The sequence below is a fragment of the Guptibacillus spartinae genome (assembly GCF_028610625.1).
Lineage (GTDB): Bacteria > Bacillota > Bacilli > Bacillales > Guptibacillaceae > Guptibacillus > Guptibacillus spartinae.
The window spans coordinates 20240-43119 of sequence record NZ_JAQQWU010000012.1 but is presented as its reverse complement, the minus strand read 5'-3'; the positions used below and the strand labels follow the sequence as shown (position 1 = coordinate 43119).

27 protein-coding genes are annotated in these 22880 nt (G+C 42.0%); 14 read left to right on the top strand and 13 right to left on the bottom strand.

Annotated elements, in window-relative coordinates; all coding sequences use genetic code 11:
• Positions 1–17: 17 nt before the first annotated feature.
• The 4 genes from PQ511_RS17895 to PQ511_RS17880 are packed head-to-tail and all read left to right on the top strand — an operon-like array spanning position 18 to position 3822.
• Positions 18–737 carry a ThuA domain-containing protein gene (locus PQ511_RS17895; RefSeq protein WP_273853308.1) on the top strand — a complete coding sequence of 240 codons (720 nt, stop codon included), beginning with the start codon at positions 18–20 and terminating at the stop codon, positions 735–737.
• A 24-nt stretch (positions 738–761) separates the two neighbouring features.
• A complete protein-coding gene (locus PQ511_RS17890) occupies positions 762–1790 on the top strand; it encodes a Gfo/Idh/MocA family protein (RefSeq protein ID WP_273853307.1) in 1029 nt (342 codons plus the stop codon).
• Between the two features lie 4 nt (positions 1791–1794).
• Positions 1795–2835 carry a Gfo/Idh/MocA family protein gene (locus tag PQ511_RS17885; RefSeq protein WP_273853306.1) on the top strand — a complete coding sequence of 347 codons (1041 nt, stop codon included), beginning with the start codon at positions 1795–1797 and terminating at the stop codon, positions 2833–2835.
• An 18-nt stretch (positions 2836–2853) separates the two neighbouring features.
• Positions 2854–3822: a sugar phosphate isomerase/epimerase family protein gene (locus PQ511_RS17880; protein ID WP_273853305.1), complete on the top strand. Its 969-nt coding sequence runs from the start codon at positions 2854–2856 to the stop codon at positions 3820–3822.
• Between the two features lie 49 nt (positions 3823–3871).
• Here PQ511_RS17880 and PQ511_RS17875 read toward each other — a convergent pair whose 3' ends face one another.
• Complete coding sequence (locus PQ511_RS17875) at positions 3872–4693, bottom strand: SDR family oxidoreductase (protein WP_273853304.1); 822 nt, start codon at positions 4691–4693, stop codon at positions 3872–3874.
• Between the two features lie 188 nt (positions 4694–4881).
• Here PQ511_RS17875 and PQ511_RS17870 point away from each other — a divergent pair, with 188 nt between their 5' ends.
• A complete protein-coding gene (locus PQ511_RS17870; RefSeq protein WP_273853302.1) occupies positions 4882–5076 on the top strand; it encodes a hypothetical protein in 195 nt (64 codons plus the stop codon).
• A gap of 58 nt (positions 5077–5134) precedes the next feature.
• Here PQ511_RS17870 and PQ511_RS17865 read toward each other — a convergent pair whose 3' ends face one another.
• Together PQ511_RS17865 and PQ511_RS17860 are read right to left on the bottom strand one after the other, a co-directional pair.
• Entirely contained in the window at positions 5135–5263 is a 129-nt protein-coding gene (locus tag PQ511_RS17865; RefSeq protein WP_273853301.1) for a hypothetical protein, read from the bottom strand.
• 23 nt (positions 5264–5286) lie between these two features.
• Positions 5287–6294: an NAD(P)/FAD-dependent oxidoreductase gene (locus PQ511_RS17860; protein ID WP_273853300.1), complete on the bottom strand. Its 1008-nt coding sequence runs from the start codon at positions 6292–6294 to the stop codon at positions 5287–5289.
• A gap of 368 nt (positions 6295–6662) precedes the next feature.
• On the opposite strand from PQ511_RS17860, the gene PQ511_RS17855 reads away from it, so the two are divergent.
• From PQ511_RS17855 to PQ511_RS17835, 5 genes are all read left to right on the top strand, one after another.
• Positions 6663–7865 (top strand): NAD(P)/FAD-dependent oxidoreductase, encoded by a 1203-nt coding sequence (locus tag PQ511_RS17855; RefSeq protein WP_273853299.1) that lies wholly within the window; start codon positions 6663–6665, stop codon positions 7863–7865.
• A gap of 223 nt (positions 7866–8088) precedes the next feature.
• Positions 8089–8568, top strand: coding sequence for an NUDIX domain-containing protein (locus tag PQ511_RS17850; RefSeq protein WP_273853297.1), 480 nt, complete (start codon positions 8089–8091; stop codon positions 8566–8568).
• 220 nt (positions 8569–8788) lie between these two features.
• A complete protein-coding gene (locus PQ511_RS17845; RefSeq protein ID WP_194219020.1) occupies positions 8789–8929 on the top strand; it encodes a YuiA family protein in 141 nt (46 codons plus the stop codon).
• A gap of 279 nt (positions 8930–9208) precedes the next feature.
• Positions 9209–9526, top strand: a complete 318-nt coding sequence (locus PQ511_RS17840) for a YuiB family protein (protein WP_273853295.1) — start codon at positions 9209–9211, stop codon at positions 9524–9526.
• A 114-nt stretch (positions 9527–9640) separates the two neighbouring features.
• Entirely contained in the window at positions 9641–10231 is a 591-nt protein-coding gene (locus tag PQ511_RS17835) for a 3D domain-containing protein (RefSeq protein WP_273853390.1), read from the top strand.
• 37 nt (positions 10232–10268) lie between these two features.
• On the opposite strand, the gene PQ511_RS17830 is transcribed toward PQ511_RS17835, so the two are convergent.
• Together PQ511_RS17830 and PQ511_RS17825 are read right to left on the bottom strand one after the other, a co-directional pair.
• Positions 10269–11072 carry a cobalamin-binding protein gene (locus tag PQ511_RS17830; RefSeq protein ID WP_273853294.1) on the bottom strand — a complete coding sequence of 268 codons (804 nt, stop codon included), beginning with the start codon at positions 11070–11072 and terminating at the stop codon, positions 10269–10271.
• Between the two features lie 15 nt (positions 11073–11087).
• Complete coding sequence (locus PQ511_RS17825) at positions 11088–11570, bottom strand: divergent PAP2 family protein (protein WP_273853293.1); 483 nt, start codon at positions 11568–11570, stop codon at positions 11088–11090.
• A gap of 340 nt (positions 11571–11910) precedes the next feature.
• On the opposite strand from PQ511_RS17825, the gene PQ511_RS17820 reads away from it, so the two are divergent.
• The 3 genes from PQ511_RS17820 (at position 11911) to PQ511_RS17810 (ending at position 14895) form a co-directional block, all read left to right on the top strand.
• Positions 11911–13233, top strand: a complete 1323-nt coding sequence (locus PQ511_RS17820; RefSeq protein WP_273853291.1) for a Na+/H+ antiporter family protein — start codon at positions 11911–11913, stop codon at positions 13231–13233.
• Between the two features lie 93 nt (positions 13234–13326).
• A complete protein-coding gene (locus PQ511_RS17815) occupies positions 13327–13923 on the top strand; it encodes a sulfite oxidase-like oxidoreductase (protein ID WP_273853290.1) in 597 nt (198 codons plus the stop codon).
• Between the two features lie 237 nt (positions 13924–14160).
• The gene (locus PQ511_RS17810; protein ID WP_273853289.1) at positions 14161–14895 is read left to right on the top strand and encodes a PAS domain-containing protein; all 735 of its coding nucleotides are present in this window, start codon (positions 14161–14163) and stop codon (positions 14893–14895) included.
• Positions 14896–14934: 39 nt separating this feature from the next.
• Here the strand turns inward: PQ511_RS17810 and PQ511_RS17805 are convergent, their stop codons facing one another.
• The gene (locus PQ511_RS17805) at positions 14935–16305 is read right to left on the bottom strand and encodes an N-acetylmuramoyl-L-alanine amidase (RefSeq protein ID WP_273853288.1); all 1371 of its coding nucleotides are present in this window, start codon (positions 16303–16305) and stop codon (positions 14935–14937) included.
• Positions 16306–16406: 101 nt separating this feature from the next.
• Positions 16407–16991, bottom strand: coding sequence for a YiiX/YebB-like N1pC/P60 family cysteine hydrolase (locus tag PQ511_RS17800; protein ID WP_273853287.1), 585 nt, complete (start codon positions 16989–16991; stop codon positions 16407–16409).
• Positions 16992–17149: 158 nt separating this feature from the next.
• Between PQ511_RS17800 and PQ511_RS17795 the strand changes: the two genes are divergently transcribed.
• Entirely contained in the window at positions 17150–17851 is a 702-nt protein-coding gene (locus PQ511_RS17795; RefSeq protein WP_273853286.1) for a hypothetical protein, read from the top strand.
• Positions 17852–17918: 67 nt separating this feature from the next.
• On the opposite strand, the gene modB is transcribed toward PQ511_RS17795, so the two are convergent.
• From modB to PQ511_RS17765, 6 genes are all read right to left on the bottom strand, one after another.
• Positions 17919–18581: a molybdate ABC transporter permease subunit gene (gene modB / locus PQ511_RS17790; protein WP_420541733.1), complete on the bottom strand. Its 663-nt coding sequence runs from the start codon at positions 18579–18581 to the stop codon at positions 17919–17921.
• The gene (gene modA / locus PQ511_RS17785; RefSeq protein WP_273853284.1) at positions 18571–19335 is read right to left on the bottom strand and encodes a molybdate ABC transporter substrate-binding protein; all 765 of its coding nucleotides are present in this window, start codon (positions 19333–19335) and stop codon (positions 18571–18573) included. The genes modB and modA overlap by 11 nt, the downstream gene beginning before the upstream one ends.
• Positions 19336–19469: 134 nt before the next feature.
• Positions 19470–20351, bottom strand: a complete 882-nt coding sequence (locus tag PQ511_RS17780) for a phosphatase PAP2 family protein (RefSeq protein WP_273853283.1) — start codon at positions 20349–20351, stop codon at positions 19470–19472.
• A 78-nt stretch (positions 20352–20429) separates the two neighbouring features.
• Positions 20430–21071, bottom strand: a complete 642-nt coding sequence (locus PQ511_RS17775; protein ID WP_273853282.1) for a response regulator — start codon at positions 21069–21071, stop codon at positions 20430–20432.
• A 2-nt stretch (positions 21072–21073) separates the two neighbouring features.
• Positions 21074–22102 carry a HAMP domain-containing sensor histidine kinase gene (locus PQ511_RS17770; RefSeq protein ID WP_273853281.1) on the bottom strand — a complete coding sequence of 343 codons (1029 nt, stop codon included), beginning with the start codon at positions 22100–22102 and terminating at the stop codon, positions 21074–21076.
• Positions 22103–22119: 17 nt separating this feature from the next.
• Complete coding sequence (locus PQ511_RS17765) at positions 22120–22839, bottom strand: LiaF domain-containing protein (protein WP_273853279.1); 720 nt, start codon at positions 22837–22839, stop codon at positions 22120–22122.
• Positions 22840–22880: the final 41 nt, after the last annotated feature.

The following is a 22880-nucleotide window of genomic DNA, read 5'->3' as shown; positions in this document are numbered from 1 at the left end:
ACTAGGAGTGGATTTGAATGCTTAACGTAACCGTATGGAATGAAAATCGTCACGAGCAGAGCAGTGAAGAAGTAAGAAGCGTTTATCCTAACGGGATTCACGGTGCCATTGCTGATTTTCTAAAAGAAGATTATGAAGTAAGAACGGCGACACTTGATGAGCCTGAGCACGGTTTATCTGAAGCCGTCCTAAACAATACAGATGTTCTTCTCTGGTGGGGACATATTGCTCATGAAGAAGTAAGCGATGAAATCGTGAATCGCGTTCATCAACGTGTTCTTGATGGCATGGGCCTAATCGTCCTACATTCCGGTCACTTTTCGAAAATTTTCAAGAAATTGATGGGAACGGGCTGTGATTTGAAATGGCGTGAAGCAGATGAGAAAGAAAGAATGTGGATTGTTGATCCGACGCATCCGATTGCAGAAGGTCTTGGAGAGAAAATTGAACTTGAGCGAGAAGAAATGTATGGCGAGCATTTCGATATCCCGGCACCTGATGAACTTGTGTTTGTAAGCTGGTTTGAAGGCGGAGAAGTCTTCAGAAGCGGCTGTACATATAAGCGTGGACAAGGGAAGGTCTTCTATTTCAGACCGGGGCACGAAACGTACCCAACTTATTACCACAAAGATATTCAGCGTGTCATGAAAAATGCGGTTGCATGGGCAAAGCCTACGACGATACCAAAGCCAGTCTATGGAAATGCCAAACCGCTTGAAACGATCGCTTCTAAATAAGAGATTGATTAAGGAGGAGAAACCATGAATGAAATAAAAATTGGTGTTATCGGATGTGGGAGTATTGCGAAACACCGTCATTTACCAGAATACGCAGCAAATACACAAATAAAAATTGTTGCGGTATGCGATATTGTGAAAACAAGAGCGGATGAAACGGCAGCCCTATACGGCGCAAAAGCTTATGAAAGTTATGAAGAGTTGCTTCAAAATAGTGAAGTGGATGCGGTAAGCGTTTGTACGCCAAACTATCTTCATGCCCCGATTTCTATTGCTGCATTAAAAGCAGGAAAGCATGTGCTTTGTGAAAAACCAATGGCCACGTCGCGTGCAGATGCCGAAGAAATGATCGAAACGGCTAGCGCGAGTGGGAAGAAGTTAATGATTGCGCACAATCAACGATTCGTTCCTTCTCATGCCAAAGCAAGAGAAATTCTAGCTAGTGGTGAAATAGGCAAAGTGTACAGCTTCCGAACGGCGTTTGGTCATCCTGGACCTGAAGGATGGAGCGTGGATGGCAAAGAGAGCTGGTTCTTTGAGAAAGATAAAGCGTTTATTGGAGCAATGGGAGATCTTGGCGTTCATAAGACCGATCTTATTCGCTATCTATTAAATGAAGAAATCGTAGAAGTTGGCTCATTTGTGCAAACCAGTGCGAAAGAGTTTGCAACGGTTGATGATAATGCAGTCTGTATTTTAAAGTCTGAAAGCGGTATTATCGGAACGCTAGCTGCAAGTTGGGCGTATACAGCGAAAGAAGACAATTCAACGATTATTTATGCAGAGAAAGCGATTCTTAGACTTGAAGAGGATCCAGTGAATTCACTCGTTGTGCAATATCAGACAGGTGAAGTGGTGAAATATGAACTTGGTGGGATTCAAACAAATGAAAGTGGCGGTCAATCGAGTTCACAGGTAATTGATCACTTTGTAGACAGCATTTTGCGAGACAAAGATGTGCCTGTTAGTGGTACGGAAGGAATGAACTCGCTACAAGTCGTTTTAGCGGCATTAGAGTCGAATGAAACAAAGAAAATCATTAACCTGAGGTGATCAAGTGAATAAATTACGAATGGGGATTATCGGGTCTGGCGGTATCGCTCAGTCCCGACATATCCCTGCGTACCAACAACTCTCTGAACAAGTAGAGTTGTTTGGTGTTTATGACGTCGATTATGAGAAAGCAAAGCAAGCCGCTCTCGTGTTTGCGATTCCGAATGTTTATGAAGATGTTCAAGCTCTATTTAAAGAAGTAGATGCTGTGACGATTTGCACTCCGAATAAATTTCATGCTGATCTTGCTGAACAGGCTTTGCTAGCTGGCGTTCACGTTCTCTGTGAAAAACCGATGGCGATGACGGTAGAAGAATGTGATCGTATGATCGCCGCTGAGAAAACGTCAGGGAAAATTCTATCGATTGCGTATCACTATCGCTTTATGAAAGAGCCGCGTGCCGCACGTCAGCTTATTCAAGAAAATGAAATTGGCGATCCAATGGTCGCAAGAGTGCAAGCTCTCAGGCGTAGAAAAGTTCCTGGGTGGGGTGTATTTACGAATAAACAGCTTCAAGGCGGTGGCAGTTTAATCGACTATGGCTGTCACTTTCTGGATTTAAGCATGTGGTTGATGGGAAATGCGAAGCCAGTTGAAGTCACTGGTACAACCTATAATCGCCTTAGTAAAACCCCTTCGCAGGTCAACCAGTGGGGAACATTTGATCATGAAACGTTCAATGTGGATGATCATGTAACAGCCTACATTCGATTTGATAATAATGTTTCCATGCTTTTTGAAACATCCTGGTCAGCGAACATTGCTGAGGACAAAGAAGCAGTGAGTATTTCTGGAAGCGATGGAGGGATTGATGTCTTTCCATTTCAGTTAAATAAAGCACAGCATGGCATGCTTCTAAACACAAGCAGTCAATGGACGCCGGGAGAGGAAGATCCGGGATTACCTCAAGCAGCAAACTTCGTTAACAGCTGTCTCGGACTCGAACAACCAGTTGTAAAATCTGAAGAGGCGAGACGCGTTTCTCAGGTGATTGCAGCCATTTATGAAAGTTGTTCTACTGGTCGAAGCATTCGACTGGATTAAAAACGTAGGAGTGATCATATGAAGCTAGGTGTATTTACCGTTTTATTTTCTGATAAGTCTTTTGAAGAGATGCTTGATCATGCGAAAGCGTCTGGACTGAAAGCGGTCGAAATTGGTACGGGAGGCTATCCAGGAGATGCGCATTGCAATCTGGATGAACTGCTAGAAAGCGAAGAGAAACGAGCTGCATATCTTGATCAAGTGCATGCCAGAGGGCTCGAAATTAGTGCATTTAGCTGTCATGGAAATCCGCTTTCGCCTGATAAGAAATTTGCGGAGGAATGCCACGACACGTTTGTGAAGACGGTGAAATTAGCATCGGCTATGAACGTTCCTGTCGTGAATACGTTCTCAGGCACACCGGGAGATAGTGAAGACGCGAAAAACCCGAACTGGCCAGTAACGCCATGGCCCGCTGAATACTCGGATGTCCTAAAGTGGCAGTGGGAAGAAAAACTTGTGCCGTATTGGAAAGAGTGGGGCCAATTCGCGAAAGATCACAATGTGAAAATTGGTCTGGAGCTTCATGGCGGTTTTCTTGTTCACACGCCTTATACGATGCTAAAGCTTCGCGAATTAACGTGTGATGCTGTTGGAGCAAACCTTGATCCAAGTCATATGTGGTGGCAGGGAATTGATCCTGTCGCAGCGATTAAAATTCTAGGGAAAGAAAATGCGATTCACCATTTTCATGCAAAAGACACCTATATCGATCAAGATAATGTGAACATGCATGGCTTAACCGACATGCAGCCGTATGGCGACGTGAAAACGCGTGCTTGGACGTTCCGTTCAGTTGGATGTGGACATAGCAATCAAGAATGGTCACATATGATGAGTGCCCTTCGTACATATGGCTACGATCATGTTGTGAGCATTGAACATGAGGATCCGCTCATGTCGATCAACGAAGGCTTCCAAACGGCAGTGAAGAACCTTCAGTCTGTCTTAATTGTGGAACAGCCAACGGAGATGTGGTGGGCTTAAGTTTATCAAAAAGAAACCCCGATGCAACCAGCATCGGGGTTTTGCTCACTTATTCGGTTTCCTTTTTCCACTGCTCATCAATAAGCATTTTACCAGGCCACGTATAAGCCATAATGCCACCATCAGCAGTAATATCTTCACCTGTTACATATGAGCTATCATCAGATGCTAAGAAAAGAGCAACCTTTGCCATTTCATCAGGACGTCCAAGTCTTCCAAGCGGTGTCACCCACTTGTTAGCATCTCTAAACTTCTGACCCATTTCTTCCTCTTTTGTACCGGCAAGTTCATCAATTAATGGTGTTTCAATCGTGCCAGGGGAGAGTGAGTTAACGCGAATTCCTTGTCTTGCATAGTCAATCGCCATAGCCTTCGTAAAGTTCGTAATCCCGCCTTTAGCCGCATTATAGCCAGAGCGATCAAGATCTGCCGCTCGACCTGACATCGAAGACGTGTTAATGATTGAACCACCGTTATCCATCATAAGGGGAAGTAAGTATTTGCTTGTTAAGAAGGTACCGCGTAGATCGACAGAAATAATGCGGTCAAACAACTCCACCGGATATTCGTGAACTTTACCCCCTTCCTGGTCAACACCTGCGTTATTAAAGAGTACGTCGATCGTGCCATATTCTTCTTTCACTTGATTCGCAAAGCTCGTTACGCTGTCCTCGCTTGATACATCAACGTGGAAGGTTTTTACTTTTGCTCCATCATTGGTCAATTTTTCCGCTGTTTTATTCATCTCTTCTGTATTTACGTCAGCACATAAAACCGTCGCTCCTTCTTTAGCGAAAAGTTCGACTGTTGCTTTTCCAATACCAGTGGCAGCTCCAGTAATGACGGCTGTTTTATTTTGTAATCGATTCATGAGTAAATCCTCCTGCATTTGTTTTTTAAGTCTACTTCGGGTTTACCCACATTAAGAAGAAAATAATCATTACGAATGTGCCGGTGAGAAAATAATTTTCGTGGAAAAATAAGGGTTTGGTGTAAACTATTTGTCATATCTCATGATTTCTAGCGGTGATAAAATGACTGTATAAGGAGGGGATTCTATTGTTTACAGTAAAGATACATGAAGAGGGATCTGGAGATGTGGAGGCTGAAACGTTTGATGTTCGCTATCAAGCAAATGTCGCTTTTAAAGAAAAAACGCTCGCTTACTCGAATCAAACTGGCCGATACGAAATTTCGTTAAAAGAAGAATCAGGTGAAAATATTTTGTCTACTAAAGTTGGGCTTGGATGGTAAATAAACATATACATATTAACACCCCCGCACAATTTGTGCGGGGGTGTTAACGTTTATTTTAGTGAGAAGAATGAAAGAGGTTTTGTTTAACCGTTTGCCAATTCGGTTTTGGTGTTTCTTTTAAACTGTGATAAATAGAATAACCAAGACCTGCGACCATAACGATGATAAAAAGAATTTGATCCATGACGATCCTACCTTTCGTAGAACTTACTTTTTCTTATCGAATAAGCTTGTGCTGTGGAGTGGTTGTACCTTTGCATCAGGATCCATATAGGACTTTGCATTGTTAACCGCTGTCGGTGCTTCACCGAATCCAGAAGCAATAAGTTTTACTTTTCCATCGTATGTAGCAACGTCACCAGCAGCGTAAATACCAGGAATATTGGTTTCCATTTTGGAATTAACGACGATCGAATTCTTTTCAATATCGAGACCCCACTCTTTAATCGGCCCAAGAGAAGATATAAAACCGTAATTTACAATCACTGCATCGACATCTTTTGTGATGGTTTCTTCTCCTTTAACCTGTTCGAGAACAACTTGATTTATACGCTCTCCATCACCGATAAATTCGGTAATGTTATAAGGTGTTTGAACATTGACAGAAGAGTTCATCAGTTGTTCTACACTATGTTCATGCGCTCTGAATTTATCGCGGCGATGAATTAATGTTACCTCTTCAGCAATTGGCTCAAGCATGTTTGCCCAATCAACTGCGGAATCTCCCCCACCAGCAATCAGAACCTTTTGACCAGCAAACGCAGTCAGGTCATTTACGAAATAGTGAAGGTTTTTTCCTTCATAAAGGTCAGCGCCTTCTACTTTAAGGCGACGTGGTTGGAATGCACCAACCCCAGCGGTAATAATAACCGCACGCGTATAATGCTCATCACCTGTATTTGAACGAAGATAAAGTGTGCCATCTTCTTGTTTGGAAACTTCTTCAACAGACTGTTCCAGAACAACATCTGGATTAAACTGATTAGCCTGTTCAATGAGATTGTCAACAAGATCTTGTGCAAGCACTTTTGGAAATCCTGCGACATCATAAATGTATTTTTCAGGATAGAGTGCAGAAAGCTGTCCGCCAAGCTGAGGCATGCTTTCAATTATTTTAACCTTAAGCTGGCGCATACCACCGTAGAATGCGGTAAATAAGCCAACAGGTCCTCCACCAATAATCGTTATATCATAAAGTTCTTGTTGGTCTGTCATAGTCAATCCCCCTAAAATTTAATACTCTGCTTTCATTATTATAATCATAATGAAAACGGAACTAAACCCCTAAGGTGAAAACACCTCTAGAACTTTTATTATAAAGGTTGAAAAAGGAAATAAAAAAGAATATGATTAGAATGGAGCGTCAGATTTGAAAATTTTATGACAAAGTGCGTGCTAGACCATTATTTTTTTCGGTCTAGAACGTGAAATACTTAACAATCTCTCGATCATTTGAAGGATTGTTTATTTTGAACCAAGAACTTCCTAATAATTAGCGTTTATTGACGTTTCACGATAGGACGAAGCAGGTAAATCACTAATATGTCCTAAAAAAATACCGATAAAAGGTGGATGTGATTCAAGTGAGTAGGCCAAAAATTGCAATTCTAGGTGCAGGATATGGTGGAATTATGACAGCAGCTCGTCTGCAAAAAGAGATGGGATCAAATGAAGTGGAAGTAACGCTTGTGAATAAGCATGACTATCACTATCAAACGACGTGGCTTCATGAGCCAGCTGCAGGCACAATGCATCATGACAAAACTCGTATTATGATTAAAGATGTAATTGACACGAACAAGATTAAATTTATTAAAGACACAGTGGTAGAAGTGAAGCCTGATGAAAAACGCGTCATCCTTTCAAATGGTGAACTTGAGTACGATTACCTTGTGTTAGCACTAGGTTTCGAGCCCGCTACGTTTGGCATTAAAGGTTTGAAAGAAAATGCCTTTAGTATTCGTAGTGTAAACTCCGTCCGCAAAATTCGTGAGCATATTGAATACCAATTTGCGAGCTACAACAATGAGTCAGACCGTCGTGATGATCTGCTAACGATTATCGTTGGTGGTGCTGGGTTCACTGGAATTGAATTTGTTGGTGAACTAGCTGAGCGTGTTCCTGAACTTTGTAAAGAATTTGATATCCCACGTGATCGCGTTAAAATCATTAATGTGGAAGCGTCTCCAACCGTTCTTCCTGGTTTCGACGAAGAGCTTGTGGAATACGGCATGAACCTTCTTGAGCGTAAAGGGGTAGAGTTCCGTACGAGCACGATGATTAAAGAAGTGACAGAAGACGGTGTTATCCTCGGTGAGAACGAAGAAGTGAAAGCTGCTACAGTTGTTTGGACTGGTGGCGTTCAAGGAAATTCAATTGTTGCCAATTCCGGTTTCGAAACAAACCGTGGTCGTGTACCAGTTCGGAAAGATCAGCGTACACCGGATTACGATAATGTTTTCGTTGTAGGAGACTGTGCGCTTCTCATTAACGAAGAAATTGATCGTCCGTTCCCTCCAACAGCTCAAGTTGCCATCCAGGCTGCTGGAGCCGTTTCTAAAAACTTATTAAACCTTGTACGTGGTAAAGAGCTTGAAAGCTTTACACCGGACATCAAAGGGACAGTGGCTTCTCTAGGAAAAGGCGAAGCAATTGGTAAGGTTGGAAACAAGAAGCTTTATGGTAGTACAGCGTCTGCTATGAAAAAAGTGATTGATAATCGCTACCTGTTCATGCTTGGCGGACCAGGACTTGTCTGGAAAAAAGGGAAGCTTAAGTTATTTTAAGATCATCAGATAAAGAGGGCAAAGACATGATGTCTTTGCCTTTTTTTACTTATATTGGACTCTTCTTTGAATAAAGAGGGTAATTCTTCATAGAAGAAAAACGAAGGCTGTCGTTCTAAAGGAATTGACGATCAGCCACGTTTTTCTCATCTATTCAATCGAATAGGGGCTATGGTAAAGCATATGAGCGTTCACCATTATTTATACCTGGAGGGATTTTACGTTGAGTAATCGAGGGAAAGTGTGGCTTGCCGCCGCAGGCATTGTTGAGTTTGAAGGGAAATATCTTGTTGTAATGAAAAAATATGGCGGCTTAAAAGGAAAGTGGTCTTTTCCGGCGGGGTTTGTCGACCCAGGAGAAACGGTCGATGAGGCAGCTGTGAGAGAAGTATATGAAGAAACGGGTATCGAAGCCGAAGCGATTGGGATTGCGGGAATTCGTTCTGGAGTCATTAATCACGATATTAGTGACAATTTAGTTGTTTTCCATATGAAAAGAACCGGGGGCACCGAAATCAGCGAAACAAAAGAGATAGAAAGATGTGGGTTTCTAACGAAAGAAGAGCTTCTATCTGATCCACGTACCTCTACAATGATTCCTTCTTTCTTAAATGGCATGGCTCAGTTTATGACAGAAACGAATCCTGGTGATCAGTTTCAGTATACGTCCTACAAATTGATCTATCATCCTCCTAAAGAGTAGAAAATATATTTTTTACGCGTATCGAATTGGAATAGAAGGAGATTACTGCTTTCAAGCAGTTTTTCTTTCGTAAAGGCAGAAAAGATTAGATAAGTGACGGAATAATCTGATAATATTAATTGTATCCGCTTACACAGGCGTTTAAGGACAAATTCAGGGTTTTTCTTTTTCTGCCATTCTTGGTATATTATCAGAAAATTACAACAAAGGAGTGGTTGATGTGAGAAGACAACAAAATAAGGCGAAAGCAACTGACTGTCCTTATTGCCAGGGAAAGGGGTATTTTCAACTACTTCTTGGTGGATCGGAAACATGTGATAATTGTGGAGGCAGTGGAGCCAAACAAAATCCAACAAACTAAGCGCCTGGCGCTTAGTTTTTCTTTTTGTCCTTGAATGAGAAAGTCATCAAGCGCTTGTCGGACCTACCGGGCGCTTGCACTTTTCTTGATCTAGCTCCAGCGCCCAGGTCCTCGAGTCGCTTCAGTCTTTCAGTTGAACACAAAGGGCGTGTTCAATTGAACGCCTTCCAGCGCTTGTCGGACCTACCGGGCGCTTGCACTTTTCTTTGTTCACTCTCCGTTCATTGACTATAAAGGGACAATCCAGTAAACTAACAATGATTACTCGGGGGTGAAACGATGGCTATTCCACAGCTAATTATTTCGATGCTGTTGTTTATTGTTCTGTTCTTTGGGATTGGATTTCTGCTTAACATGCTCCTTCGTTCCACTTGGATCATGGCGGTTGCTTATCCTGTAATCGTTGTCATGATTATTGATAACGTTCCCTTTTTTCAATATTTCTCGTCACCTGGTTCTTCCTTTAAAGCGTTAGGGAATGATCTTCTCTCTCTTGGAAGTGCCGATGCGATTATCTTATCTGCTGGTCTTGTTGGAGCAGTATTCGCTGGCGTTGCAATCCGAATGCTTCGCGTAAGAGGTTACCAAATGTTTTAAAAGCTTCGCCAACTGTTGGCAGAAGCTTTTTTCATGTCCTAAATGCCGAAATGAATAGCTTTTCCCTTCTCTGGAAATGAATAGACCATGAGAGGAGTGGAAGATGTGCGAGTGATTCTGCTGATCGCAAAAGGGGTCGTTTTTACGGGACTTTTTGCAGCAGCTTTGCTATCAACCTATTTATTACTATCGGGTTTATCAGTTAATGATGTGACAAAGTGGCTGTTTCCTGAGCAGGCCGTCCTAAGTGAAGAGGATCGAATGACGCTTGCGACGTCTCGGGATTGGTCTCAGTATCCTGTTCACACGGTAACAGCCACTGGTTATACTGCGGGAGAAGAGTCAACTGGAAAAACACCTGATCATCCTGCTTATGGGATTACTTATTCAGGCGTAAAGGTGAAGCGTGATCTTTATTCAACTATTGCTGCTGATACGTCCGTTTTCCCGATTGGAAGTGTTCTTTTTATTCCTGAATACGGGTTTGGTGTCGTTGCTGATACAGGAAGTGCCATTATTGGAGATCGGATTGATCTTTATTACGACACCGTTCAAGATGTTTACACAGAATGGGGCAAGAAAACATTGGATGTCTATCTTATTCAAAAAGGAAAGGGTAGATTATCAGAGGAAATGTTGCAAAATATGAATGAAGAAGAATCCATGCAGGTGTTTAGGCAGGAGTTCATAAGCGAAAAAGAATAAGTCACAGCAAAAAGGTCGGAGAGATGATTCTCCGACCTTATTTCTGCAGAAACGCGTCTTCTCCTTCGAAAGAAGGATAGTGGTCAGGGTGAAGGATGGCAGCAAGCTTCACAAGCCCGGTTAGCAAGCGAGGCGATGGCCGACAATACAACCATTCTTCAAGGACATGGATGGGACGATCTTCTATCTGCTCCCAGCCTGGTCGTTTTTTTACGATGCTAGGATTTACTTTGTTATGGCGTACGCCAACCCATGCAAGGCAAATGTGATCTGGTTTACGGCTTACAACATCCGGCCAGTCTGTTTGCACCGAAGCAAGCTCTACGTCTCGAAACACATTTTTTGCGCCGGCTAGTTCGCTGATTTCGGTTAACCAGTTTGATTTTCCAGGAGTGAAGATCGGTTTTGGCCACCACTCCCAATAAACTTCTGGTTTATTAGGAATTTGGTTGCTGATTTCTTTGTACTGATGGATTAAATCCTTAAAACGATTCGAAAGTGAGGCGGCTTCATGTGCCTTATTTGTAAGCTCGCCAAGAGTGACAATGTCGACGCATATGTCATCAAGCGAGTTGGGATTTAAAATGGTGTATGACAATCCAAGTTCATCAAGACCTTCAATGTTTTTCTCCATTCCAGGAACGCTTAGAGAAGCGAGGATAAGATCAGGCTTCAATTCTTGTACACGATCCAAATTAATTGAAAGATCTGGACCGAGTTTAGGAAGGCTTGTCACTTGCTCTGGCCAGTCTGAAAAGTCATCAACGCCGACGAGCTGATCGGCTAATCCAAGATAGGCACACAATTCTGTATTGCTAGGACATAACGAAACAATTCGCATAGAAGTCCTCCTTTTCTAAGCTATTTGAAAGGCATAATAGAGAAGTAAGGTTGAGATAATGCCAAGCAAGCCACCTACTAGAACTTCAATGGGTTTGTGACCAAGAAGTTCTTTTAGTTCTTCGATCTTCTCTCGCTCTTGCTTCTGCTGCCAATTTTTTGCTTCAGATACAAATCGATTAAAGTTCATCACTAGTTGATTTAGAACAATCGCTTGCTCACCCGTTTGCCTACGAACACCTGTTGAATCAAACATCACGATAATGCTGAACATGGCTGCAACTGCAAAAATAGGTGAATCAAGGCCTGTTTCCAGTGCGACACCAGTTGCTAAAGAAGTTGTGGCCGCTGAGTGAGAGCTAGGCATTCCTCCTGTAGCGTTAAACAGGGACCAATTGATTTGTTTGGTTGCAATAAAATAAATCGGTACTTTTAAGAACTGCGCAAACACAACGCCGAATAACGCAGCCCAGAGTGGGAAGTTTAACAAAATATCCATGAGTGAAAACATCTTCCTTTCTACATCGTTCCTATGAATGGTGTACCCGAAGAAATAGATGTTAAATCGAACGAATCGTTGAAGTAGGTGCGTGGATTCACTACTTAAATGAACCACAATTTGGAGTGTATTTAGTGAGATCTGCCAACGTGCTTCCCTAGTAAGTTGAAAGGAAAACCGATGTAAATGATCAGTCAATTATACCATATTCGGCTGTATTTGGTCTTTATCTCTAACGCCTGCATTAAAACGCCAACCTCTTCCATTGACACAATAACTCTTTCGTGTTAACTTATTAGTGATTTACCAAACTAAAGGATTTACTGAAAGGTTGTTACCAATGAATGCCGTTATTCTTGCTGTTTTAATTATGCTAGGGCTTAGCCTATTTCGTATACATGTCGTTGTTGCTCTTGTCATCGGTGCGATTGCTGGTGGTCTTCTTGGAGGCTTGTCACTTGATGATACCATCAATGCGTTTAGTTCAGGACTTGGAGGCGGAGCTACCGTTGCGTTAAGCTATGCCTTACTTGGAAGCTTTGCGGTGGGTCTTACTCGCACTGGTCTACCTGAATTAATCGTGGAGCGTGCGCTAAAGCTCGTTAACCGTCAGGGAGGCGATCGAAAGAAAGGGCTCGCTAAAGTACTTATTCTGTTTATTATTCTATTAATTTCATGTTTCTCACAAAATCTTGTGCCTGTACACATTGCGTTCATTCCAATCTTAATTCCACCAATTCTTCAAGTGTTAAATGAGCTTGGGCTTGATCGAAGAGCTGTTGCAGCAGTACTCACTTTTGGTTTAACTGCGCCATATATTCTCTTGCCTGCAGGGTTCGGAAAAATATTCCATGAAATTCTTCAGTCCAACATGGCGGATAGCGGATTAGAAATTAAACTATCTCAAATTCCAACTGCGATGCTTCTACCAACAGCTGGGCTTGTTGTAGGTCTTCTGATTGCTGTGTTTATTTCGTACCGCAAGCCAAGGACTTATAAACAACTGTCCATCGCACAGGAAGATACGCCTGAAACGCATACCTATTCAAAACGATCGATTATTTTTGCCGGAATCTCTGTTCTCGTTACGTTAGCCGTTCAAATTCCAACGGAGTCTATGATTCTTGGTGCATTGTCTGGTATTATTGTTCTTTATGTAACTAGAAGTATTCGCTTGTCTGAGTCTGAGGCAGTTTTAACAGACGGTATGAAAATGATGGCGTTCATTGGATTTGTCATGCTTGCTGCAAATGGTTTTGCAGAGGTGCTAAGACAAACTGGAGAGGTCGAAGCTCTCGTAACACAGGCATCTGGATTAATTGGAGACAATAAAGCATTAGCTGCTCTTTTAATGTTAATCGTCGGACTTTTTATCACGATGGGAATCGGCTCATCGTTTTCCACAATTCCGATCATCGCAGCTATTTACGTGCCGCTCGCCATGGAGCTTGGATTTAGCCCAATGGCCACGATTGCACTCGTTGGAACAGCTGCAGCTCTCGGTGATGCTGGTTCTCCTGCATCTGATAGTACGCTTGGACCAACGTCAGGCCTAAATGCAGACGGTCAACATAATCACATATGGGATACGGTGGTGCCAACATTTTTACACTATAATATTCCACTCATCTTATTCGGCTGGATCGCCGCAATGATTTTTTAAGTAGAAAAACACGGAGAGCAATCTTCGTGTTTTTTTTCGATTACAGCACAATTAGTCTGTTACACTATAGGAAAAGTTGAAAAGAGGTTCAGTATGTACTTTGGTAAAGAAAAGGAACAAAACAGTGATCGAACGCCTCCGAATCAGCGTGTTACAAAAGGATGGCCGGTGCTTCACGTTGGGAACGTGCCTTATTATGAGAAAGATTTATCTAATTGGGATCTAAGAATCGGTGGTTTAGTGGAACGGCCGACCGTTTTATCGTTTGAAGAGCTACTTGCTTTACCTGTAACATCACATAGAAATGACATTCACTGTGTAACAGGTTGGTCCAAATTTGATAATGAATGGCAAGGGATTTCTACGCGCACCATTGTAGAACATGTTGGTCTTCGCAAGGAAGCAAAATACGTTATGATTGAAGCGGAAGAAGGGTGGTCAACAAACCTTCCGCTCGAAGATTTTCTCAGAGAAACAAGTCTTCTTGCTCTTAAACATAACGGAGAAGAGTTAACACCAGAGCATGGATATCCGGTAAGGTTAGTCATCCCACATTTGTATTTTTGGAAAAGTGCTAAATGGATCCGAGCTATTAAATTTCGCTCTGAAAACCAGCAGGGTTTTTGGGAACGAAATGGCTATCACATGTATGGAGATCCGTGGAAAGAACAGCGCTTTGCGTGGGATTAAGAAAACGGTCCTTACGGCAGTTTTTTAGTCCTGCAAAAGCTACTTTTTAAGTAATATGAAAAAATGTTTCATAAGAACAAACAGGGATATGCCATTACATGTAGAAATAATAGTTTAGAATAAAATTTGCAAGAATAGGCTCTTTGCTGAACAAAGACCATTTAGTGGATGCACTCATATATGGTGTAGCTGTCCTCTCCTTATCGAAATTAATATGAAATTAATAGGAGTGATGAATTGAGTAAATTGCAGGATCATATCATGGATCATTTAACATGTGGCGTTCTCGCGATTGATCTGGATCATCGCGTCATCCAGATTAATGAAATAGGAGAGCATATTTTGAAAGTGAAGCGAAGCGAGGTTCTTGGTGAGAGTGTTTATGATATCTTTCCTTTAGCCCCGGAAGAAGTGCGCCATGTGGAGCGAACGGTTCAAACGGGAGAAGAATTTTTTATTGAAGCGATGCCTTATAACTGGGGCGAATTCAATATGTATTTGACCGTTCAAACAAAAGTATTAATCGATTCAAACAAAATGTATGGAGCAATGGTAGAATTTCGAGATATGACACATGTTTATAAAAAGCAAGAAGAGTTGATTGATCGTATGGAGGATATGGCAGTCAATGTCATTCCACTGATGGATCAGCTTGGGCTATTACCGATTCAACCGGTTGTAGAAGAAGTAGGATTTCACTACCTCATTGATATTGGGCTTCAGAAAGTAGCAGATATGAAAGTCAATACGCTCATTATGGACTTATCTTCCATTACGACTTTAAATGACGATTTCACCGAAATGATTTCTAAGCTGTGCGGCGCGCTCAACCTGCTTGGAGTGAATATCATGATAACTGGTGTTAGACCTGAAACTGCGCTAAGATGGGTATCATCTGGTACCGATTACATAAAAACAACTTATCATCCTCATGTTCAGGCAGCTCTTTCAACATATAAAAATAGCAGGTAAAAGAGCGTTCCGACGAGGGAACGCTCCTTCTTTTGACCATTAAATTTCCAGGTTTTCGATCGTATTCTTTAACTTGCTTCGTTCTTTTTCGATTTCTTTTAAAGCTGCTTCAAGAATGTTTTTGTACAGTCCGAGAATAAGTTGACCATAGGTCGTTCCAGGCACTGCCCATTTTCCATTCAAGGCCTGCCAGGTTGTGGCAGAGCCTCTCGTGACGAGGTCGAAGCGGGGGTCCACCTTTTGATCAAATGCCGGGATCGGTGCTGTTGATGTATAGGCATGAAGGTGTTGAAGGTGAGCTAGAACACCAGTCGACTCATTGGGGAAAGATGCCCCACGAGCTCCTCCTCCTGTAGCGCCAATACCTGCAAAGTTATTTTGCTCAGCTTTAACGTCGCCTGTAAAACGGAAAAAGTTTGTTTCATGAAGTGCCTGCGCATAAGCAATGTCGCCTCGGATGTTATACTTTTTACCTTGCGACAGGTACAATACAGCTAAATCTGGTGCACCTGGGTTAATTGATCTTGTATATGCATCCATTTGCTTGGCTGTTAAAATAGCGTTTCCCTGAATAGGATAACCTTTATCAGGTTTAGAAGGTGATGGTGATTCTCCTTCGACGAGAATGAAGGAATCAAACCCTGCTCTTTTTAATTTTTCCACTAGATCTTCGGCATTGTTTTTTTCACGGAAAGCGCCTACTTGAACACGATAGAATGTCTTCTTGTCGACCACTGTTGAAGAAATGAAGCCACCAAACCCTTTTTGAATCAGTTTACTCAAGTGCTGTTCTGCATTTTCTTGATCTTGAAACGATCCTGCAATAACTTTATACAGTGTATCCTCAATTGGTTGAGACTTTACAGGAAGTTTTAAGGCTAGTGCGGTAGCATCTGCAATAACCGTCGAGATATCCATAATAAAAGAAGGATTTTTCAGAAGCATAAGGTCTTGATCATTATCAACAAACAAAACTTCAATGAGCAATGCATTCATTTTCGTTTCACGTAATACAAAGAAGTTCGCTCGTTTCTTACCTCGATCTAAGATAGTGTATTTCTTCAAGATGTCATTCGCAATTTTATTATGAATCGTCGTTTGTAGTTGAATCGTTTCGTTAGGGACCTGACCATTATAGATAAAAGTTTCGAATCCGCTTCCCCCAGAGGCGTTGTTATGAATGCTGAGAAAGAAATCGGCTTTTATCGCATTCGCAAGGTCAGTTCTTTTCTTGAGCTCCACCGTTTTATCCGTTTCTCTCGTTAACACAACATCAACTAGATACTTTGACAAAAGACGGTCATGTACCATTTGAGAAATGGCAAGGTTAAAATTTTTCTCTTGAAAACTTTTATACGTAGCCCCTGGATCTGAACCGCCGTGTCCGGGATCAATGACGACTAAAGTCATGATCTTCCCTCCATTACATTTGGATAATACTAGTATATTTATCTCAGTTTATTTTGTTTGGACAATCTCTTGAAATGGAAGGAATTTAGAGGAAATGGGTGTCACGGAACCAATTCATAAAGAGGACGGACTGCGGGATCGCTTGCAATATGTTCTGGATAAATGAATCCACGCCCATCGTCAGGGAAACAAAGTCCTGCTTTTTGATAGCATTCTTGGATAAACTCAGAACAAATGTATCGATCATTCGGGATTGATTCCAAATCATCAATCACAACACTAGCAAGGATTTTAAGGATTTCCTCAATATCATAGAATTTCCCGGTTAAATCTGCCCCTCTCTGTAACATTGCATTTCGTTTTATATCATCTAAGCTTTTCATTTGAGAATGTCTCGCTAGATAGAGTTTTCCTTTATAGGGTTGACCCGAATTACGGTAATCGCTGAAATAATGAGAAACAGGCACAATTCGTACCCCATAGCTTTCGACACTTTCTAGTAACATAATGCGGTCCATCCAGTGGAATACCAGCGCCACATGACTGAATTTGGAATTTGAAACGTTTTGAATAATCCTACTAACTGGATATGAGCCACTACAAAGAAGAAGGTCGCCGGTTTGAAATATGCTGCGAACAGATTGATAGTTTTTTACGGTTAAATTGACGTAGCGATCGCCTTTCATCATAACCCTCCTTTTTTGATAAGACTACTCTTGTAGTTAGATAGTTGGAAGCGATTTCCTTCTTTTCAACATGCATTGATTAAAAAAGAATACCTTACTGAGGAAAGGCTTGTACTTCAGAAGCATTAGGTTCTATAGTAAATAGTGAGGTGAAAATAATGGATTTTTTGAAAGTAGTGGTTATCCTCGCTTTCTTATTAATGGCGGCTAATTTAGTTAAGCCCTTTGTGACAGCTTCAAGAAAAAGAGCGGCTATATTTGCGGCATTCTGGCTTCTTTTATACATCATTGTATGGGGGGTACCTGCTTTTGTCAGCTCTTCTACTAATGAAACGAGCGATCGTAGTAATGAGACAACCAAGCAGGCAGAGCGAGATGAAGATGAAGTACCGGAAGAAGTAAAAAAAGAAGAAGCACAAATGGAAGAAGAGATTGATTTTGATCCTGCTTCGATTGAACTCATAGTTGATGCGAGATCCTTACTTGGGTTGCCACGTGAAGAATTTGTTTCTCAATTTCCGAAGCGGATTGAAGAAGACGCAGAAGAACCATTGAAAATGAACTTTGAGAACGGAGAAGTCGTGTTTAAGGACAATATCGCTACTGAAATGACGTATTTTCCAGAAGGATTGCAATACTTGAAAGACAATCGCCTGTTGCTTGCTAGTATGGGGTTTGAAGTAGAAGAACTCCGGAAAGGTTCGAATCCATTTGAAACGCCCGTCACGCTTTATCTGATCGATGGCTTTTCAGACGTTACAATTTATGGCACGGATAATGGCGGGGAGGATGCACTGATTGAAAAGATTTATTTAAAGAAGGAGTTTTATTCCACCAAAGAAGTAGAGGGGGAAGAGTAGGGCGCTAGAATGGGATGGAGGAAACCAAGATAATTGTAAAAACTCGCTCAGCATGGAGCGAGTTTTTTTACATCTTCACTGTTACACGATAAGAAAGTAAAAGCATAATGGTTGAAAGAAGAATGGTCACGATCACCCAGGCCCAGGCAAGATTCATTTGCCCCGAGTCAATGGCAACGTAAATCGCTGTAGGCATCGTCTGCGTTTTTCCAGGGAGGTTTCCAGCGAACATTAATGTGGCGCCAAATTCTCCTAAAGCACGCGCAAAGCTTAAGATGATACCGGAAATAAGGGCATTGGAAGCAAGCGGAATCGAAATCAATCTTACAACGGTCCACCTGCCTGCGCCGTCGACACGTGCGGCGTCTTCAATATCATGATCCACCGCTTCAAAACCTACTTTGGCAGATTGATACATGAGTGGAAAAGCTACGACACTAGCAGCGATCACCCCGGCTTGCCAGGTGAAAACAAGGGGGTGTTGGAAGATTGATTCTATCCACTGACCAATTGGACTAGAAGCGCCAAAAAGGACAAGTAGAATAAAGCCAACGACTGATGGGGGAAGCACGAGTGGTAGCATAATGACCGTATCGATGATGCTTTTTCCGCGAAACTTCTTTCCTGCCATAAGCCGACTTACTGTGATTCCTAACACCGTTACGATGAGGCTTGCGACAAGGGAGATTTTTAGTGAGATGAGAATGGGATCTAAGAAATTAGTCATTATTACTCACATCACTTTGGAAACCGTACGATTCAAAAATCGCTTTCGCTTTTTTACTTTGTAGAAAAGAATAATAGTTTACTGCCTCTTCACCAGCCCCTCGGATTACGCCAGCGGGATAAATGATTGGGGAATAGGATTCTTCACTAATGTTCTCAACAAGCTCTACTTTGTTTGAAGTGAGATAGTCTGTTTCATATACAATTCCTGCATCCGCGTTACCTGTTTCGACATAGGTTAAAACCTGACGCACATCTTTTCCATAAATAAGGTCCTCTTCTAGCTTGTTCCATAGATTCTCGGATTGTAGGGCTTCTTTGGCATAAGCGCCAGCCGGAACTGTTTCAGGTGTGCCGATCGCGATTCGTTTCACTTCTTGTGAACCTAACTGTTCCAGTTTCGTGATGGTCGATGAGCGGCTTTTAATCAGGACGAGGTGATTTTTTAATAATGGCATTTGATACTCCGGCTCTAGTAATTCTTCTTGCTTCACATTCTGGAAATGTGATTCAGAAGCAGAAAGAAAAACATCGATCGGGGCGCCCTGTTTGATTTGGTTGGCGAGAACTCCGGAGGATGCAAGGTTTAATGTAATGTCAGTACCAGGGTGTTCTTTTTCATATACGCTATTTAGTTCTTTCATTGCATCACTTAAACTTGCAGCTGCTGCAACGGTTATACTAACAGGCTCTGATTCATTCGATTGACATCCCGAAATGACCAAAGCGATCAAGACGAGGAGGAATAAGCGTTTCATATGTAAAGGTCCTTTCATCTGCTAATCTTTCATCTATTATAACGAATTCGCTCTGTCTTGTACGGAAAAAAGGCATAGAAAAACGAGTGAATCTGCTACACAAAGCTTCTTCACTCGTTTTTAATTAGGGGAAATCAGAAAAAGAGTTTAGGTTTTGGTTGTTTTGTATCGTACTTTGTGAATGGATTCTCTGTGGCTGAGTCACATCCTGCTTTAAAATTGTAATCAATGACCTGTTTATATGGTGGAGGAGCTAGTTTTGCATGCTGGCTTTCCTCATAAGGTGTGTCGATCGACTGTTCACGGCTATTCTCTTCTTTCTCCAATTCTGCAGCAACGATCGATCCAATTTGTTTCCCGAGGCGAAGTCCTTGTTCATTATCGACAGGAAAATGGACGCCGGCATAGAGCCTTGAATCGGCGCATTCTTGCGCTAGCTCTCTCAATCGACGTTGTTCCGCTGGGAAAAAGTACGAAAGAATCTCAGAGGTTGCCCCTGCAATCGTGGCATGACCAGATGGGTACGTAGGGTGTCTCGGTGTACAGAGAAGGGATTCGAATTCATGATCCAGCTGGTTAGGTCGTGCGACGTTCCATCGGTATTTCAAATACCAGGCGGTTGTAAAAGCATCATTCATACCAGCCGAAACGGCTGCTAGAATTCTTGCCGCACGCGGTGCTGTGACGCCATACGTGTCAATTAATTTATCGATAATGGGGGTCCATTGTTTACTTGCTACTCCAGTTCCCCAATATTCTGCTAGTGTTGCCTGTTTCGGTGTAAGGTGCTTTTGGGTATGCTTCACTTTCTTAAGTTCCTGCTTCCAATCAATGGTGGAAGGGTGATCGATATCGAGTCGAATGGGTCTTCCGCTCAGGGAAGTAAACCGCCCCGCTGGTTTATTACGAAGGTAATAATCTGGCCAGGATCCTGCATAGGGTTCCTCTGGGTTATGAGGGGGCTTTTGCTCACCTGCATATGGGAGCTCTGACCACTTTTTATAATCGTCTGCCATAGCTTGTTTCCTCCTTAAATCACTACTCTTTATAGTAAATGCGTAGCGGATCAAAGAGGTGTCAAAGCGAGAAGTTTTTCAGCGTACCATTCCATTTCTTATCGCATAGACAGCAGCCTGGGTACGATCATGAACATCAAGCTTTCCAAGAATGTTGCTTACATGCGTTTTGACCGTTTTTAACCCGATAAACAATTCTTCGGCAATTTGACTATTCGTTTTCCCTTCCCCTATCAAAAGAAGTACTTCTTTTTCTCTCTTAGTTAATTCTTCATGAAGCGGTTTTTTAGGTTTTGAACGCAGTTGGTTCATCATTTTCTGAGCGACTTTTTGTTCAATGACGCTCTCATCTTGAAGGGCTTTTCGAATCGTTTCAATAATTTCATCGGCAGAGGCAGTTTTGAGCAAGTAGCTAAATGCGCCTGCTTCAATAGCAGGAAAAATCTGTTCATCATCGTAGAAGCTTGTAATGATAATAATCTTTGTATTTGGCAGAGTAGACATGATTTCTTTGGTCGCTTCAATCCCCGTCATTTCCGGCATAATGAGATCCATTAAAATCACATCAGGGTGAAGTTGATTTGCTAAGGACACGGCTTCCTTTCCATTCGCACCTTCACCAATAATTTGAAAGTCGGGTTCTGTTAATAGGTATGCTTTTAACCCTTTTCGCACCATATCATGATCGTCTACAATCATCATTTTAATATCATTTGCCATCGTTACCCCTCCACCGGCACGCGGACTTCGACTAACGTTCCCTCATCTGGGCGCGATGAGACACGAAACTGACCGCCGATTTCATTGCTACGCTCCTGCATTGAATCGAGACCGTACGCGCCTTTTTTATTTTCATTCATTTCAAACCCTTTTCCATTATCTTTTATATGTAATAAAAATTGCTTTTTCTTAAGCTTCACTGTAATTCGAATTTCAGAAGCTTCAGCATGACGTAACGCATTCCCAAGACTTTCTTGAACAATTCGAAATAAGTTTTCTTCAATTCCTCCAGGTAGTTCCGGTAATTCATCAAGCGCTAAGTAGAAAGTTACGCCTGATTTTTTCTCAAGTTCATCCACGAGCTTTTTAATGCCCTCACAAAGAGAGTCTTCTGATAAATGGATGGGGCGGAGGTGAAGAAGCAGCGCTCTCATTTCCACTTGTGCTTTACTGGCAAGGTCTGCTACATCAAGCATTTGAGATTTGGCGGTCTCACGATCACGATCCAACATTTTTATCGAGGCGGAAGCCATCATATTTAGCGCAAAGAGCTGTTGACTGACAGCATCATGCAAATCTCTAGCTAATCGTTGGCGTTCTTCAATAATGGCCGCACTTCTCGCTTTTTCGGCTAAATCAGCCTTCTGATTCGCCAAATTCTGAAGAGACGTCACCTGCTTCTGAAGTTTGTCAGCAAGTTCATTTAACTCGAAGCCGATCCGTCCAATTTCATCTTCTTCGGTGAACGTCATTTTCTCAGTAAATTTCCCTCGAGATAGTGTGATAATTTGCGTAGAAATATCTTCAAGCCGGTTTCGAATGGAGAGCGTATCTTTGTAGCTAAAGTAACTCCCCAGTACAATTACAAGTAACATGACGAAGAGAGGAGACAGTAAGCTAAACGAAAGCGATACGAACCCGGGGTGAAGGAATAAACCAATTTGAATAAAGAGGAAATATAAAATTCCTGTAAAAAGAGCTGTGAAAAGAATTGATTTAAGTAACTTCCATCGTAAAGTGGATTTGTTCAAATTGACTGCACCTTCCTCTAAATCCGATCGACTCGTAAATCAAGCACGGAAAAGTCTAGATAAAAAACGATGCGCTGAAGAGCGTCGTTAAAATCGTCTGTTTCGTATGTGATGGCGTGTCCTTTCCCAACGGTATCTTGATTGTGTTTATCAATTGTTGCTGAAAGAACGTGGGCGCTGCCATCGATTCGGAATGGCAGATCTTCTGGAAGTATCACATTAATGTCACCGACAAAACCGGATAGTTTAATGACCACTTCTTCTTCTGGAATGAGCGTCGTCGAAAAATCAAAGTCGTAGTCGCATACAAAGCTCCAATCATTCATTGAGCGTACTGTCCAGTTTGGTTTGTTGTAGGAATGATCTCTCACAAGGCTAAAGCCCTGGCTTTTACGAAACTGACCAAGTATTTTAATTCCAATCAAGACAAAAATAAGCGGCCAAAGTTTCCAAATGCTCCATAAACCAAATTCAATCACATGAAATCGATCTAGAACGAGAAGTAGCCCGATGATGAAGAGAAGGGTCCCCGTTGTCCACTTTTTTCGTTTCATAGAAGGCATTAATGCTTCCAAAAGATATTTTCCTCCGAGCAGAAGCAACAAAAAAGGATAAAAGAAGACAATCGCTTCCGTCATTTCCATGGAAATAATGCCGAGATTTATAAGAAGAAGAAAAATTCCCAAACCAACAAAGAAAGTTGCTGCGAGGAATCGTCCTGTTTGAATTCGTTTCATGTGATCTCCCCAATTCCTTCTGTCTCCTATGAATGAACATA